Source organism: Pseudomonas asturiensis, assembly GCF_900143095.1.
In the GTDB taxonomy this organism is placed as follows: domain Bacteria; phylum Pseudomonadota; class Gammaproteobacteria; order Pseudomonadales; family Pseudomonadaceae; genus Aquipseudomonas; species Aquipseudomonas asturiensis.
In genome coordinates this window covers 293,293-310,379 of record NZ_FRDA01000005.1, presented here as the reverse complement: position 1 = coordinate 310,379, position 17,087 = coordinate 293,293, and the positions used below count along the sequence as shown (strand labels likewise).

10 protein-coding genes and 1 pseudogene are annotated in these 17,087 nt (G+C 60.0%); 6 read left to right on the top strand and 5 right to left on the bottom strand.

Annotated elements, in window-relative coordinates; all coding sequences use genetic code 11:
- Window positions 1-57 precede the first annotated feature (57 nt).
- Complete coding sequence (locus BUB69_RS11770) at window positions 58-3,588, top strand: glycosyltransferase (RefSeq protein WP_073166501.1); 3,531 nt, start codon at window positions 58-60, stop codon at window positions 3,586-3,588.
- A gap of 72 nt (window positions 3,589-3,660) precedes the next feature.
- On the opposite strand, the gene BUB69_RS11765 is transcribed toward BUB69_RS11770, so the two are convergent.
- The 4 genes from BUB69_RS11765 to BUB69_RS11750 form a co-directional block, all read right to left on the bottom strand.
- Window positions 3,661-4,308, bottom strand: coding sequence for an acetyltransferase (locus tag BUB69_RS11765; RefSeq protein ID WP_073166498.1), 648 nt, complete (start codon window positions 4,306-4,308; stop codon window positions 3,661-3,663).
- A gap of 248 nt (window positions 4,309-4,556) precedes the next feature.
- Window positions 4,557-5,252, bottom strand: a complete 696-nt coding sequence (locus BUB69_RS11760; RefSeq protein ID WP_073166495.1) for a sensor histidine kinase — start codon at window positions 5,250-5,252, stop codon at window positions 4,557-4,559.
- Complete coding sequence (locus BUB69_RS11755) at window positions 5,249-6,850, bottom strand: tetratricopeptide repeat-containing response regulator (protein ID WP_073166491.1); 1,602 nt, start codon at window positions 6,848-6,850, stop codon at window positions 5,249-5,251. The genes BUB69_RS11760 and BUB69_RS11755 overlap by 4 nt, the downstream gene beginning before the upstream one ends.
- Before the next feature lie 383 nt (window positions 6,851-7,233).
- Window positions 7,234-7,908 (bottom strand): TIGR04211 family SH3 domain-containing protein, encoded by a 675-nt coding sequence (locus BUB69_RS11750; protein WP_073166488.1) that lies wholly within the window; start codon window positions 7,906-7,908, stop codon window positions 7,234-7,236.
- Between the two features lie 469 nt (window positions 7,909-8,377).
- Here BUB69_RS11750 and ppnN point away from each other — a divergent pair, with 469 nt between their 5' ends.
- Window positions 8,378-9,751 carry a nucleotide 5'-monophosphate nucleosidase PpnN gene (ppnN, locus tag BUB69_RS11745; protein ID WP_073166485.1) on the top strand — a complete coding sequence of 458 codons (1,374 nt, stop codon included), beginning with the start codon at window positions 8,378-8,380 and terminating at the stop codon, window positions 9,749-9,751.
- Between the two features lie 44 nt (window positions 9,752-9,795).
- Here ppnN and BUB69_RS11740 read toward each other — a convergent pair whose 3' ends face one another.
- Window positions 9,796-10,665, bottom strand: coding sequence for a helix-turn-helix domain-containing protein (locus tag BUB69_RS11740; protein ID WP_073166481.1), 870 nt, complete (start codon window positions 10,663-10,665; stop codon window positions 9,796-9,798).
- Window positions 10,666-10,816: 151 nt separating this feature from the next.
- Between BUB69_RS11740 and pobA the strand changes: the two genes are divergently transcribed.
- The 4 genes and pseudogenes from pobA to BUB69_RS29380 all read left to right on the top strand — a co-directional run.
- A complete protein-coding gene (pobA, locus tag BUB69_RS11735) occupies window positions 10,817-12,001 on the top strand; it encodes a 4-hydroxybenzoate 3-monooxygenase (RefSeq protein ID WP_073166478.1) in 1,185 nt (394 codons plus the stop codon).
- Window positions 12,002-12,451: 450 nt separating this feature from the next.
- The gene (locus BUB69_RS11730) at window positions 12,452-13,777 is read left to right on the top strand and encodes an MFS transporter (RefSeq protein ID WP_073166475.1); all 1,326 of its coding nucleotides are present in this window, start codon (window positions 12,452-12,454) and stop codon (window positions 13,775-13,777) included.
- A gap of 502 nt (window positions 13,778-14,279) precedes the next feature.
- A complete protein-coding gene (gene tssI / locus BUB69_RS11725; protein WP_073166472.1) occupies window positions 14,280-16,355 on the top strand; it encodes a type VI secretion system tip protein TssI/VgrG in 2,076 nt (691 codons plus the stop codon).
- Window positions 16,352-16,897 (top strand): annotated as a pseudogene (locus tag BUB69_RS29380) (DUF4123 domain-containing protein); the annotation flags it as partial. The gene tssI and the pseudogene BUB69_RS29380, both read left to right, overlap by 4 nt.
- Window positions 16,898-17,087 lie beyond the last annotated feature (190 nt).

Sequence of the window (17,087 nt, the reverse complement as noted above, 5' to 3'; positions counted from 1 at the left end):
GAATACCGACCGAGTTGCCCGGTCGGCTCACAACACTTTTTCACATGTGGTATTGCGATGAGTTCTTCACGCCTGGTCAGTATTGTCATCCCTGCTTACAAACCGGCTTTTTTCGAAGCGGCGCTGGCCAGTGCTCTTCGCCAGAACCACGACGACATCGAGATCATTGTCACCGACGACTGCCGTGACGATGGCATCAGGAACATTGTCGAAAAGCTCAGGCCTGCCAGCCGCTGGCCGATCCGTTACGAGAAGAATGAAACCCCGCTGGGCGAGGCCCATAACAACGCGCGTGCGATCAGCCTGGCGAAGGGGCCGTACATCAAGTTTTTGTATGATGACGACATCCTTCTGCCCGATTGTGTGCGCCTGCTGTTCGACGTTCTGCACGACAGCCCCGACATCAAGCTGGTCTCGGCGGCGCGCAAGCGAATCGACAGCAACGGTGATCTGCTGCCGGACAACCTGTACACCGCCTACCCGTTCGGCAAGAACGTGATTCTGGACGGCCCGGAACTGGTTTCGTTTCTGGCGCAATACCCGGTCAACTTCGTCGGCGAGCCAGCATCGGTCATGTGTCGACGCGAGGATGTGCTCGCCTTCGGACTGGACATCATGTCCCTCAAGGGCGTGTTCATTTGGGGACTGGGTGACGTGGCGATGTACCTGAAGCTGCTTCGCCAGGGGAATCTGGCGATGCTGGTGCGTCCGCTCTCCTACTTCAGAGTTTCGGATCAGCAAACCAGTGAACAAGGGCGCACGATCCCTCATCTGTCTCAGGAAGGCCACGCCAATCATTTCCGCCTGACACGCGAGCTGGGCTGGGTGCGTCCCGACGAATTCAACGGCAAGGTCAAAATCGCTCCGCTGTCGCAGCGCGATAATGTCCAGGAGCTGGACCTGCTGGCCCATTTTGATCGTCGCCCCCAGGCAACGGTACGCAACACCGGGATCGCCCACTGGCTCGGGCAACGCAGACCCTCCACAGCCGAGCAATCGTTGCTGGGCGACTATATCCGGCAAAACGATGGCGGCCCGGCAATCGCCATCGTGGTCTCGGATTTCGATCAGCAGCCAGAGCATGTGCTGAGCACCCTGCAGAGCCTGGCGTCCGACGCGCCGCTGCTGGACAAACTCAAGGTGTTCATCCTCGCCGACTACGATCAGGATGAGCAGACGCCGTTACAGGCTCAACTGCCATGGCTGCAAGCCAGTAGGGACAACCGTGCCATCGTCATCAATGACCTGATGCAGGCACACCGTCATGACTGGTGGATCCTGGTCGATGCAGGCGCGACCTTTACTCCGAGCGGCCTGCTTGGCGCTGCGATGAAAATGATCGAAGCCCCCCAGGCCTGCGCGGTGTTCGGCGACGAAGTAACGCTGCACGCACAGCAAGGCGCGAGCCTGGGGTTTCGTCCGGACTTCAGCCTGGACTATCTGCTCGCCTGCCCGGCAGCGACCAGTCGCAACTGGCTGTTCAACCGGGAGAAGGCACTTTCAGTAGGCGGCTTTGACCCAGGTCATGCTCAAGCCATCGAGCTGGACCTGATCCTGCGCATGATCGAAGACGATAGCTTCACCGGTTTCGCGCACTCGCCCGAGCCACTGGTCATCTCACCGCTGTGGCAGCCCGGCCACAACCACGATGAAGTGCGTACCCTGCAACGCCATCTGCTCGCGCGCGGTTACAGCAACCACCATGTACACAGTGGCGAGTCAGGACATTACCGGATCGAATATGGTCATGCAGACCAGCCGCTGGTGTCTATCCTGCTGACCTCGCAGGACAATCTGGACACGCTGCTGCCCTGCGTCGAAAGCATCCTGGAACACACCGACTATCCCTTTTATGAAATCCTGATTTGCGACAACGCCAGTCAGTCAGTCCAGACCACGCAATGGCTGGCGACACTTGAATCGATGCAGTCGGACAGGATTCGCATTCTTCGTAATGAAGAGGCCTTGAGCCCCTCAGCCCTGCTCAACGCCAGCGCTGCGCAGGCAAACGGCGATTACCTGCTGATGCTGGCCAGCCATGCCTCGATCATTCAGAACGACTGGCTGACTCACCTGCTCAACCATGCCATGCGGCCCGAGGTAGGGGTGGTCGGGGCAAAAATCATCTCGCCAGACGGCAGCGTGATCGACGGCGGTCTCATTCTGGGACTCAATGGCACTGTAGGCCCCGTCACGTCCAGAGACATCGCCTCCTCGATAACCCAGCAGCAGCGCCTGGAAACGGAGCAGAACTATAGCGCCGTCAGCGGCTCCTGCCTGATGATCCGCAAGACACTGTTCGATGAAATCGACGGCCTGAACGAGCCTCTGTTCCATGAGCACTTCAACGATGTCGACCTGTGCCTCAAGGCAGGTGAAACCGGCCACCTTGTGGTATGGACGCCACACGCGATCATCGCACTGCGCCCCCTGCAACCCACTGTTGATGCGCAGTCGATGGACTTTGCCACCCAGGCGCTGAACCATCGCTGGCTGCATTATCTGGCCTGGGATCCAGCCTATAACAAAAACCTGACGCTCCAGGGCGCAGGCTTTGTCACCCAACCCGTACAGGAACTGAGCTGGCGTCCCTTGAGCCATCGCCCGTTACCCGTCGTGCTGTTGCAGCCCGCCGATCATGACGAAGCCGGCAGGCGCGTAACAGCGCCCCTGCAGTCGCTGCGTGCCGACAAGACAGTGGATGGCGTCGTCTGCCACACGCCGCTCAAGCTGGTCGAGATAGCACGGCTCAGTCCTGACACTGTCGTCATCCAGAGCACGGTCAATGAACGACTGGCCGGTACGATCAACGCGATCAAGAACCACACCAATGCGCGGGTCATTTACGACTTGCCTGAATATCCGGTGTTCCACGACGTCGACCCGAGCGCCCCCACTTTCGAGGCTGTTCAGGCCTCTCTCAGGCACGGTCTGGCGCACGCTGACAGAGTCATCGTTCCCACTGCAGCGCTCGCCGAATTGCTGCAAGACGTGCATCCGGACATTCACGTCATTGAAGCCCGCCTGGATCCAGGTGTATGGCTGAACCTGGACAGTCAGTCCAGGCCCCGTCAAAAACCGCGTGTCGGCTGGGCAGGGACGGTACGACAGCAGAACGATCTGCTGATGCTTTCAGACGTGATCAAGGCGCTGGCCGACAAAGTGAACTGGGTCATCATGGGCCCATGTTCAAGATGGTTGCGACCTTACATCCACGAGTTGCGCTCGCCTGTCGAAGGTGCGCTGTACCCAGGCGCGCTGGCCAGTCTTGACCTTGATCTGGCACTGGCGCCTGCCATGCCCCATGCGCTCAATGCCAGTAAAGGGCCGAACTTGCTTCTGGAGTACGGCGCTTGCGGCTTCCCGGTCATTTGCAGCGATGTGTTGAGCAGCCCGCACAACCTGCCGGTGACACGTGTCAGCAATGAAGCGCAGGCCTGGATAGCAGCCATTGAGGCCCACATCCAGGACCTTGATAACTGCGCGCGCAAGGGCGACGCGCTCAAGCATGAAGTGACTCAACACTGGATGATGGATGCTGCCTGCCTTGAGCAATGGCGTGAAGCCTGGCTGAACGTGCCGGGCTGATGCGAAAGCGCCGTGCCGATCAAGACGGTCGGCACGGCGCCAGCAGGCCAGAAGCAGCGGCCGGGGATTGTCTTACACAGCGTGCTCGATACTGCGGGCTGGCACGCCGACAACCGTCAGACCGGGGGCCACAGATCGATTGACAACGCTGCCCGCGCCAATGCAGGCCTTGTGACCCACATGCACCTTTGGCAGTACCGAGGCCCGCGATCCCAGAAACACCTCATCTCCCAGAATGACGCCTCCCGTGATATCACACTGCAGACTCAGGGTGACGAACCGGCCCATTCGCACATCATGGGCGATGGTGCAGGCTGAATTGATCGTAGCGAACGCACCGACCTCAAGATCCACGGACAGGATGGCGTACGGGCAGATGACCGTCCCTTCCCCGATGATCACGTTCTTGCCGACGATAGCGGTCGGATGGATCAGCGTGAAGAATTGCGCTCCCCTGCCCAGCAATTTGTTCACGACCGCCTTTTTCCCCGCCGGTGTAGCGATGGCGCACACCAGGTACTCGTCGGCAGATGGCTGGTAGCTTTCGATGGAGGACAGTATGGGAGAGTAGTTACGAAACTCTCCCATGTCGGACTTGGTGTCATCAATGAATCCGGCGATTGACCAGTCAGGATTGAACACTATCCAGTCTTCGAGCCATTGGTGGACTTCACGCCCAAAACTGCCCGCGCCAACGATGATCAACTTGTTGAGGCTCATGCTCCGACCCTTCCTTCACCTAAGACCGACGATCCGCTTTTCATGACTGGTCCTGTCATGAAGCGCCGAGGTTGAAACGATTCGTGCTGCCATTCTGGCAATCCATACAGCGCAGCCAGCCCTGTACGTCACGCCCTACTCATACGCCTTTACCACTGCAAGCGATAGCCATAATCAGCGCGGCAAGACGCTGGCTACCTGGGCTCGGTACGAAAAGTCGGCGAGCGCAGCCGCTTTTCGTACAGAACCTAAGGCAGATAGATACTAAACAACCCACCCCCAAGCGCGCCGCCATTGGCGATCTCGATGTGGCCCTGCTTGCCATTACGCACATGCAGCCGTGCAATGTGCGAGGCGAAGTAAAGCCCAAGTCCGGTACTGCCGCTGCCCTGATGGATACCCAGAACATAGTCGGTCTGGTGCTCGATCAGGTGCGCCGGATAGCCCGGACCGTCATCGTTGATCGAGATTTTCAACTGGCCGTCGTCGTCGCCGACGTGAATGAAAATGCTCTCGCGCGCGAACCGGATGGCATTGATGATGATGTTGGCGACCACCGAACCGACCAGTTCGCGATCAAAGAAACCCAGCGGGTTCAAATCGTCGATTTCGTAGCGTGCGACGATGCCACGGCTGGTCAGCACTTCCTCCTGATGCGCCAGTTGCGCTTCGATGAAGTCGTCCAGCTCGTGGTAATCCGGACGCAGCGGCAACTGGTTGACGCCCAGTTTGTAGAGGCCGAGCAACTGCACCAGCATGCCGTTGAGGCTGGCGAACTCATAGTCGATCACGCCATGCTCCGGCGTATCGCGCTGTTCGGCGCAAAGCCGGCTTTGCCACTCGCTATGGGCCTGGGTCAGCTTCGCCAGCGAGTTCTTCATGTCGTGCACGGTGGAAGCAATCACCATGGAAAAGTCGAGTCCCTGCTGCAGCTCTTCACTCATGCGCCAAACGCCCTTTCCCTGAGTTTCTGATAACGCTCGTAACGCGGATCGCTGTCCGGGATCATGCCGACCATTTTCAGGCTGGCGCGGCATTCGTCGAGCCCGGTCTGCCCCAGATTCTGCCCCGGATGCAGCAACGACTGCGCCATGTTCAGCGCGATACTGATGTTCTTGGGTTGCAAGGCCAGCGCACGACGGAAGTACTCCTGCGCTTCAGGCAGATTGCCAGCCTTGTAGCTGCGCACACCTTGCAGGTTGAAGTCGATGGCCGCCTTGTTCGCTCCGAGAATCGCCGGATCATCGGTCATGCTGGCCACGCTTTTCATCACGGCCGGGTCATCGCCGTAGACTTCGGCACAGTTTTTCAGCACGCCTGCCCCCGCCTCTTCCTGACCCAGTTGCTTGAGCTGCGAGGCCACCATCAGGGCGGCGTCGGCGCTCAGGAACTGTTCCATGCCCTCAAGACGGGCCATGGCCTGTTCGGTCAGTTTGGCAGCGGTTTCAGGATCGGAGTGCTGCAGGCTGGCAGCCTTCATCAGGCGGGTACGCACCTGCAGGCCTTCGTCGTTGGTGTGCTCCTTGGCCACATCGACCAAGGCGTTGTTGATCTCGACCCGGGTGCGTGCATCCAGCCCCTGATCGCCGCCCTTGCTGATGAGCGCATGGGCCAGCCCGAGGTTGGTTTCAGGGTCTTTAAAGCGCGAATGCGCGCCCTGAGACACCGCCTGACGATAGGCCTTGGACGCACTTTCGAAATCTTCGTTACCCAGCGCCAGCTTGCCCAGCAGTTTCTGACGACGCACGGCCAGTGGCGAGAGGCGCACGGCGCTCTCCAGCACAGTCTGCGCACGCTTGGCATCGCCACGCGCCACCAGCACCTCGGCCAGACCATCGAACAGCGCGGGCATGGTCGGGAAGGCTTTGATCGCTTGCTCGAACACCGCCTCTGCCTCCGTGACCTTGCCGCGTTTGAGCAGCAAGTTGCCCAAAGCGCCGTACGCCCAGGGCGTGGCACGATCGGCCAGGATGGTCCTGAGGAAGGCCTCGAGCGGCTCGTTCTGTTTCAGGTCACGCAGCGCATCGGCCTTGTAGCGCAGGCACAGCGGCGCAAAACGCGGGTCCTGTTCAATCAGTTTGTTGCAGGCGGCCAGCACTTCGGCGGGCTTGCGACGGTCCAGCGCCTGCAGGATCGGCTTGAGCAATGTCTTGCGCTGAACCAGCTTTTCCAGACGCTGAGCCAGGCCTGCGCGGTTGAAGGGTTTGGTCAGGTAGCCATCGGGCTCCCACTCAAGGGCGCTCATGACCATCGCCTGACTGTTCTCGGCGGTCACCATGATGAACACGCTTTCATAACTCAGCAGCCGCTCGACCATCAGGTCTTCCAACACTTGCTGGCCGTTCTTGCGGCCATCGCCCAGGTTGAAATCGTGCAGCACGAAGTCGTAACGCTTTTGCGAGCACATGCGCAGGGCTTGCTCGCCGTTGTCGGCAGTATCCACTTCCTTGACGCCCAGCTCACGCAGCATCGAACGCACCGAACTGCGGAAGTCGGAGAAGTCGTCGACGATCAGAAAGCTTTTTTGGTTGTACGCCAGCATCGGATTCCTACACAGGAGAGGGTGAAAATATGAGACCCAAGGGTTGAACCATGTTCAGGCCAAGGGTTGCAGCCGTTTTCGGGACGCGCATGGTAACTAATGGCAACGTGCCATAACACAGCTTTGCGCGCGCCGACTGCACCAAGGTGCCAACTCAACGGACAGCACACGTCAGTTTTTCGACCATTCACACAGAAACTATAGAGCGAACATCAATTTCGCGGGGATTACACGCCGAATCAGCGCGCAGATTGAGAACCAGATCGAAAACGCTGGGGTGAGAGGGACGGAGTGAGAGGAAGGCAAGCGCAGGCAAATCACATCACGAGCAGGCCCACACAAAAGCGCCGCGTCAGGCGCGGCGCTATTACAGGCGGTAAGGGTTATACCCAGCCGTCGTTCTTTTTGCGGCCACGGGTCAGGGCCGGGAGAATCAGGCCGACCAGCAGCCCGGCACCGGCGATACTGCCGCCGTAAACCAGATAACGCATCATCACCTGTTTGTTCTCGTCACCCAGTCGCGCCTGAGTGGAACGCAGCTCGGCCTGGGAGTCGGCCAGCTGGTCATTGAGCGTCTTGGTGCGCGCTTCCAGCTCATCGATCAGCTTCTTGCGTGCATCCAGGGTTTCCTGCATGCCTTGCACGCGGGTTTTCCAGGTGTTGTCGATGCCGTTCAATTGTTCGGTCAGTTCTGCAACCTGTTGCGTCAACTGCGGAACGCGCTCGGCTTGCCCCGGGACTTCCTGCAGGTCACTGGAGGGGATCCATACGGTGCTGCCGCCCTCGCCGCGTACCTGGCTGAAATTGCCCGAGGTGCTGAGCAATTCGACTTTCTGCCCGGACTTGAGCGTACCCACGATGCGGTGCCCGTCAGTCGGGCCACTGCGTACATAGGTGGTCAGGCTGTCACTCACCCAGCGGTCACTCTCCGCCGCTTGAGCACTGACAGGAATAATGACCGACAGAACGGTGCCCAGCAGACCGGTGCCGATCAGACGACGCGAAACGGAGAACAGGCCAGGGGCACGAGAAAGCAGTGCGGAAAGATGACGAGACATGGCAATGGTTATCTTTGTCTGGAATGAAAATAAAGCCCCGGTGTACGGGCCGGCTAACGATGGCAATGGCAGGCGGCAAATGCATTGCAACTCCTGCGCGGACAGGCGGTCTGCCTAACAGGCGAGTTGAAAAAAACGCCTGAGACTTCAATGGTCGGCAGACACTTGCGGAGGCTGTCCACAGAGTCCATCAGCTAACAGACCCTGTTAAATGGGTCAGGTTCACTATTGGCCTGCATAAGCGTCAAAATTCAGCCACCGGGTGCTGGTCATCAAGTCCCTGCTTTACATGACATTCAGCCAGCAAAACGATGCCCATGACCCTGAACCTGCGTCAGGCGAGGCTCTACATTTGCATTCGCGCTCAAGTGCTGTAGAAAATAGCCGTCAGGCGTGAACGTCTTCGATGCTCACCATCCTGATGCGCAGGCCCTGCCGGCTCGAGTGCATCGCTCTAATGGAAAATAGAATGATCCCAAGACAAGTGATTAACGCCACGGTAAGCCCAAAAGGCAGCCTTGAAACCCTGTCCCAGCGTGAAGTCCAGCAGCTCAGCGCTGCCGGTTCTGGCAGCACCTATACCCTATTCCGCCAGTGCGCCCTGGCCATTCTCAATACTGGCGCCCATGTCGATAACGCCAAGACCATCCTTGAGGCCTACGAGAACTTCGAGGTGCGCATTCATCAGCAGGACCGCGGCGTGCGCCTGGAGCTGCTCAACGCTCCGGCCGACGCCTTCGTCGACGGAGAGATGATCGCCAGTACCCGCGAAATGCTGTTCAGCGCCCTGCGCGACATCGTCTACACCGAAAGCGAGCTGGACAGCCAGCGCATCGATCTGAGCAACTCGCAAGGCATCACCGATTACGTGTTTCACCTGCTGCGCAACGCCCGCACCCTGCGCGCTGGCGTCGAACCGAAGATGGTGGTGTGCTGGGGCGGCCACTCGATCAACACCGAAGAATACAAGTACACCAAGAAGGTCGGCCATGAACTGGGCCTTCGCAGCCTGGACATCTGCACCGGTTGCGGCCCGGGCGTCATGAAAGGCCCGATGAAAGGCGCAACCATCGCCCACGCCAAGCAACGCATCGTCGGTGGCCGCTACCTGGGCCTGACCGAGCCTGGCATCATCGCTGCCGAAGCGCCGAACCCGATCGTTAACGAACTGGTGATCCTGCCGGACATCGAGAAACGTCTGGAAGCCTTCGTGCGCGTCGGCCACGGCATCATCATCTTCCCGGGCGGCGCAGGCACGGCCGAGGAGTTCCTGTACCTGCTGGGCATCCTGATGCACCCGGACAACAAGGACGTGCCGTTCCCGGTCGTCCTGACCGGTCCGAAAAACACCGAACCCTACCTGCAACAATTGCACGCGTTCGTCGGTGCCACGTTGGGCGAAGAAGCACAGCGTCATTACGAGATCATCATCGACAACCCGGCAGAAGTGGCCCGCCACATGGCCAAGGGCTTGAAGGAGGTGCGTCAGTTCCGCCGTGAACGCAACGACGCGTTCCACTTCAACTGGCTGTTGAAGATCGAAGAAAGCTTTCAGCATCCGTTCGATCCGACCCACGAAAACATGGCCAGGCTGCAGCTCAACCACGACATACCGTCTCACGAGCTTGCGGCCAACCTGCGCCGGGCGTTCTCCGGCATCGTGGCCGGTAACGTGAAGGACAAGGGTATCCGCCTGATCGAGGAACATGGCCCTTACCAGATCCATGGTGATCCATCGATCATGCAACCGCTGGACAAGCTGCTGCAGGCCTTCGTCGATCAACACCGTATGAAACTGCCAGGCGGCGCGGCCTATGTGCCGTGCTATCAGGTCGTCACCTGATAAACCGATCGCACGCAAACGGGGCGCTGAACAGCGCCCCGTTTTTATTTCTGCTGACGAAACTGACGGGGTGACTGCCCGGTGGCGCGCTTGAAGAATCGGGAGAAATACGCCGGCTCGGAAAACCCGAGGCTGTCGGACACCTGATTCACCGTCATGGTCGTGTAGACCAGATTGCGCTTGGCCTCCAGCAGTAACCGCTGGTTGATGATCTGCAACGCCGACTGATTGCACAGCCGACGGCACAGGGCATTGAGGTGCGCTGCGCTGAGCCCCATCTGCTGCGCGTGCTGCTCGATGGACCAGTGCTCGCGAAAGCTGGCTTCCAGTTGATGCATGAACACCTGCAAATGCTCGCGTCCACGATCCTGTACCTGCGCATCATCGCCGCGCTGCTCGCTGCCTCGTCGGCTGAGCCAGACCATCAGCACGTTGATCAACGACTGCAACATCAAGTCGCGCCCCGGTTGGCGCTGACGGTACTCGCGGGCAATCGCGCTGAACAGCGTGTCCACATAAACGCTGTCTTCACCCAACGCATGACAACGGGCCGTGCCGATGGCCGAGATGTCCAGCGCCGCCTCCAGCTGTTCCACCAACGGCCGCGCCAGGCTGAGGATGTGCCCTTGAATGTCTTCGGCAAACTTGAAGGTGTGCACACTCAGCGCGGGAACTACCTGCAGGGACGGCGTATCGACCTGATGCACCACGTCTTCGACCTTCAGCACCGCCCGGCCTGACTGCACGTACAGCAACTGGACCAGATCGCCATGACGATGGGGCTTGATCTCCCATTCATGCATCTTGCTGCGCTCGGGAATCGACTCGCAGTGAATAAGATCAGGTGTCGGCCAGGCCGTGGTCTCGCCATAAAGCTTGAAGACAGGAATGGAAGCAGGCGCTGTTCTGGGCATTGATCAATCCTCGCCAGACCCTCGAAAAGTCCAGGTAATGCGCTGGATATTGCCTTCTTATCTCGATGGCATCCATTAAAAATGCAGGAGACAAAAACAAACACATCCCGCACGCCTCGGCTGGCAGGGATTACAAAACAGGACGACACCCATGAAAACCCAAGTCGCCATCATCGGCTCAGGCCCGTCCGGGCTGTTGCTGGGCCAATTGCTGCAACGCGCCGGCATCGACAACGTCATCGTTGAACGCAAGGACCCCGACTACATCCTTTCCCGCATCCGCGCCGGCGTGCTTGAACAAGGCATGGTCGATCTACTGCGCGAGGCCGGCGTCAGCGAGCGCATGGACGCCGAGGGCCTGACTCATGATGGCTTCGAACTGGCCTTCGACGGGCGCTGCGAGCGCATCGACCTCAGGCGTCTGGCCAATGGCCGAACCGTAATGGTCTACGGCCAGACAGAAGTGACCCGCGACCTCATGCAGGCACGCGCAGCCAGCGGCGCGATGACTGTCTACGAGGCTGAAGATGTCCAGCCCCATGACCTCAAGACTGACCACCCGTACCTGACCTTCGTCAAGAATGGCGAAACCGTGCGCCTGGATTGCGATTACGTGGCCGGCTGCGACGGCTTTCATGGTGTGTCGCGCCAGGCGATCCCGGCCGAGGCGCTGAGCGTCTTCGAACGGGTCTATCCGTTTGGCTGGCTCGGCGTGCTGGCTGATACGCCGCCGGTCAACGAGGAACTGGTCTACGCCAATCACCCCCGCGGCTTTGCCCTGTGCAGCATGCGTTCGGCCATCCGCACGCGTTACTACGTGCAGGTGAGTGCAGATGAACGCGTCGAGGACTGGTCGGATGAGCGTTTCTGGGATGAACTCAAATCGCGTCTGCCTGCCCATCTGGCCGAGCGTCTGGTGACCGGTCCATCCATCGAGAAAAGCATCGCCCCGCTGCGCAGCTTTGTGGTCGAACCCATGCAGTACGGCCGCCTGTTCCTGCTCGGCGACGCCGCCCACATCGTCCCGCCGACCGGCGCCAAGGGCCTGAACCTGGCCGCCAGCGACGTGAGCACGCTGTACCGCATCCTGCTCAAGGTCTATCAGGAAGGCCGCACCGACCTGCTGGAAAAATATTCGCAGATCTGCCTGCGCCGGGTCTGGAAAGCCGAGCGCTTTTCCTGGTGGATGACCTCGGTCCTGCACAACTTCCCCGACACCGACGCCTTCAGCCAACGCATCCAGCAGACCGAGCTGGACTACTACGTCGGCTCCGAGGCCGGGCGCAAGACCATTGCCGAGAACTATGTGGGGTTGCCTTACGAGGCCATTGAGTAAAGGCACTTCGAACTGATGACCTGCCCGCTCTCCGCATGGACAGGCATCCCGGACGCAGAGCGTCCCGAGCGGCGTTACCACGCGGGAGCATGGGAAATCATCAAAGTGTCTGACTGAATGCGTACCCCGTGGGAGGCGGCTTGCCGGCGATGGCGTCAGCTCAGTCACTGATAGTCGCTTCAGAAAAAGCATCGCCGGCAAGCCGCCTCCCACACTCACGTCGGTTGCAGCAAGACCTATGGATAACGCCGGGCACAGCGCGTGAGGAACGATCATGCATGGTGTGATTGATCGCATGAAGCCACATACCGGCCCGTCCTTTGTGCAATGACACAACACTCGCCCACGTCAGCCGTGCAAAACCCCAAAGCGTTTTATCTGCAGGCTCCCTATGATCGGGAGGCCCCCGGCAAGCTGCATAAAAATAACAAGCTCTGAGGAACTGACGCCATGTCCAACTCTCCGGTTCGCGAGGTTGGCGACGCTGACGGCAATCATGTCTATCGTCGCATCACCCTGCGCCTTATCCCGTTCATCTTTATCTGCTACCTGTTCAACTACCTGGACCGCGTGAATGTCGGATTCGCCAAGCTGCAGATGCTCGATGCCCTGAGTTTCAGCGAAACGGTCTACGGCCTGGGTGCCGGTATCTTCTTCATCGGTTACGTACTGTGCGGCCTGCCCAGCAATCTGGCGCTGAACCGCTTCGGCCCACGGCGCTGGATCGGGCTGATGATGATCACCTGGGGCACGTTCTCCACCTGCCTGTTGTTCGTCACCACACCGGTCGAGTTCTATGTGCTGCGCTTTTTGACCGGCATGGCCGAAGCAGGCTTCTTTCCCGGTATCGTCCTTTATCTCTCGCGCTGGTACCCGAACCAGCGACGCGGTCGGATCATGGCGCTGTTCATGTCGGCCATTCCGGTGTCCGGGCTGCTGGGCGGACCGTTCTCCGGCTGGATCCTCAACCACTTCGCCGCAGGTCAGGGCGACATGGCAGGCTGGCAGTGGATGTTCCTGATCCAGGGCCTGCCAACCGTCGCACTGGGCGTACTGGCATTTTTCCTGCTCTGCGACAAGGTCGAAGACGCACGCTGGCTCACGCCAGAGCAACGTCAACGGGTCAAGACCGACATCACCCAGGACGAACTCAACCGCCCTGTGCACGGCAAAAGCTCGGTGGCCTCGGTCCTGACCATGCCCTTCATCTGGATTCTGGGCTTCATTTACTTCTGCATTCAGAGCGGCGTGTACGCGATCAACTTCTGGCTGCCCTCGATCATCAAGAACCTGGGCTTCAGCGACGCCCTGGTGATCGGCTGGATCAGCGCCGTGCCGTACCTGATGGCGGGTGTGTTCATGCTGCTGGTGGGCCGCTCTGCCGACTTGCGCAACGAGCGCCGCTGGCATCTGGTGGTGCCCATGCTGATGGGCGCAACGGGCCTGATCATCGCCGCCAACTTCGCCACCGTGCCGCTCATCGCCATCCTCGGCCTGACCATCGCCACCATGGGCGCACTGACCAGCCTGCCCATGTTCTGGCCGCTGCCGACCGCCCTGCTCAGCGCCAGTGTCGCAGCGGGCGGACTGGCCCTGATCAACTCGATCGGGCAGATGGCAGGCTTCCTCAGCCCTTATCTGGTGGGCTGGATCAAGGACCAGACCGGTTCGACGACCATGGCGTTGTACTCCCTGGCTGCACTGACCATCGTTGGCAGCCTGGTCGCCCTGCACATCAGCCGTCAGTCGGCAGTCAAGGTCAGCGCAACAGCCTGACCCCGCTGCCCGCTCCTGAAAGCCAGACCTTGTGTCTGGCTTTTTTTCGCCTGCGGAACATGCCATCAGCCTATCCGAACTCATCCGGCACTGCGCCGCCGTCGCCGACGCTTGCGAGCTGACGCTCAGGCCGGTTCAAGACGCGCAAGACTATTCAGGTGAACATCGCCCTCCCGGAAACGCTCTCGTGAGTCGATGCAACTGACCTCCATCCATCGGTCCACCTGAACAACGCCAGTGCGCAATTTTTTGCACGCTGATGACAGTCCAAAACGCACATGACCCTTGCCAGCCAGTGGCATGACTTGTTTCGCAAACACTTGCGCAAGTGCGCAGAGTATTGCGCAGTCAGGGCGACCATCCTGCTCAAAAAACCATCAAGACCATCCTGAAAAACCAATAACCTATTGTTTTAAAACAATAAAAAAGATCAGGCACGTATCTTGAAATAGCGCTTTCCATTCGATGGGCACGGTTGCCTGTTCCTGAGGAGGTATTCGAGATGTCTGCCCACCAGACTTTTTTCACGCTCATCCTGGATGGCGTCGATCATGACTTCAAGGTACTCGCCTTCAGCGGCCATGAAGCGATCAGCCAGCCGTTTGCTTTCACGGTGGAACTGGTCAGCGAGTCTTCCGGGCTGGATCTCGAGAGCCTGCTCAACCGCCCTGCCTTTCTACAGTTCGCGCCTGACAATGGCGGCATTCACGGGCTGATCGACCGCATCGCCCAAGGCGATTCCGGCCATCGCCTGACACAGTACTCGATCACCTTGCGCCCGCATCTGGCCCGCCTCGGCCACCGCATCAACCAACGCATCTTCCAGCGCCGCACCGTGCCGCAGATCATCGCTCAGGTGCTGGAAGAACACGGGCTGCTCGCCACCACCTACCGTTTCCAGCTCGCCAGTGTGTACATCGAACGCGAATACTGCGTGCAGTATCACGAGTCGGACCTGCACTTCATCCAGCGCCTGTGCGAAGAAGAAGGCCTGCATTATCACTTCGAACACAGCCTGAGCGCCCACCAGTTGGTGTTCGGCGAAGACCAGGCGGTGTTCCCGACACTGGCGCCTGTGAGTTATCGACAGGACAGCGACATGGTCGCCGACACGCCAGTCATCAAACGCTTCAACCTGCGTCTGGAAACCCGACCCAGCCGCACCACCCGCCGCGACTACCACTTCGAAAAGCCGCGCCTGACCATGCAGGGTGCAGCGCCGGGCGACGCCCGACCCGACCTTGAAGATTACGATTACCCCGGCCTGTTTAGCCACCGCGACCGCGGTGCTCACCTGGCCAGTCGCGCACTGGAACGCCATCGGCACGACTATCGGCTGGCCGAAGGTCAGAGCGACCAGCCTCGGCTGCTCAGCGGCCATTTCCTGCCGCTGAGCGAACACCCGAACGGCGCCTGGAATGTGCTCTGGCTGCTGACCGACGTGCGTCACGAAGGCAGGCAGCCGCAGGTGCTGGAGGAAGCCGCGCCAGCTGATGCCTCCAGCGCAGGCGGATTGCGTCAGGGCTATCGCAACACCTTCAGGGCCACACCCAAAACCGCTACGTACCGCCCGCCGATCCAACATCCCAAACCGCGTATTGCCGGCAGTCAGACCGCCGTCGTGACCGGGCCTGCGGGCGAGGAGATTCACTGTGATCGGCATGGTCGGGTCAAGGTGCAATTCCACTGGGACCGCGAAGGCCAGGCCAATGACCAGAGCAGTTGCTGGCTGCGGGTATCGTCGAGCTGGGCGGGTAATCGTTACGGCAGTATGGTCATTCCCAGGGTCGGCATGGAAGTGCTGGTGACCTTCCTGGAAGGCGATCCCGACCGCCCCTTGATCAGCGGCTGCCTGTACCACGCCGAACACACCCCGCCCTACCCGCTGCCAGCCCATCAGACCCGCAGCGTGTTCAAGACCCTGAGCAGCCCCGGCGGCAAAGGCAGCAACGAACTGCGCATCGAGGACCGCGCCGGGCAGGAGCAGATCTACATCCACGCCCAACGCGACTGGGACCAGAACATCCAGCACGACCAGAAAATCCGTGTCGGCCACGAACGCCACGACCGGATCGAAGCCAACAGCTACAGCGAATTCAAGGCCGAGGAACACCACGCGGTCGACGGCAACCGGCTGACTGAAGTCCGTACCGACGATCACCTGACCGTCAGTGGAACGCGGCACATCAAGGTCGGGGAAGCCTTGCTGACAGACGCAGGCCAGGAGATTCACTTCAAGGCGGGCGACAAAGTGGTGATCGAGGCCGGGATGGAAGTCACCCTCAAGGTGGGGGGTAGTTTCGTCAAGATCGATTCGGGTGGGGTGACGGTCAGTGGGCCGTTGGTGAAGCTGAACTCGGGAGGCCAACCGGCCACCGGCAGCGGCGCATTGCCGAGCCTGCCTGGGCTGGTCAAGGAAGTCCTGACAGAAAAAGCAGGCGAGTTGCTGAAGCAGCGTCTGACGGAAACAGCTCCGATCGTCGAACTCTGCCAGAAGCCTGAAGGCGGCACACCCATGGACTGTCCGCTACCCGACTGCGGCTGTCGCAAGGCCTTGCAGGAAGGAGACAGAAAATGACCACCTCCCTGCTGCTGGAACGCACCGATCACCTGCTGGAAAAGCTCTACCAGCTACTGCCTGATCCCAGGCCCAAAGTGCTGTTCGACAAGACCGAACTGGCGCCTCATCGCGAGAAAAGCCCGCTGTGGCTGGTGGCATCTGCCGACTATAGCTTAGTGCAGGCCGTGCACAGCGCCCCGGAAGACTGGCCCGGGCTGATCATCGAAAGTCCGTTTTCGAACGACACCCTGCTCGCACATCTCAGGCACCTGCTGATCATCCACTTTGACGGAATACGCAGGGGCGTTCTGCGTTATTCGAACCCTGTAACAGCGAGCTACTTCTTTACATCCGGTGCGCCCGAAGAGAACGCGCCGTGGCTGGGGCCCATTTTCCGATTGTCGTGGTACGGCGGAACCTGGGCAGATCTTGCACAGGGTACTCAGCGCTGGATAAGCCTCGACAATCCTCACGTCTCCCGCTGGACACCTGCGGCCCAGCCGACCACGCCACGACTGCGCGACATCCATGAGGACGCCTTTCGCCGCCAGGAGCGAGAACGCTTTGCCTACGGCTGGTGGAAAAAGCAGACCGGCACAACGTTTCCAGACGCACTCGCTTATCTGGACGAGGGCATGGCGCACGGCTTTGCAACAGACCCGGCGCTCATGAATCGCTACCTCTCGTTGCGCGCACAACACCCGGACCTTGAAACGCCACCGCGCCAGTACGGCGGCACAGGAGAAGAAC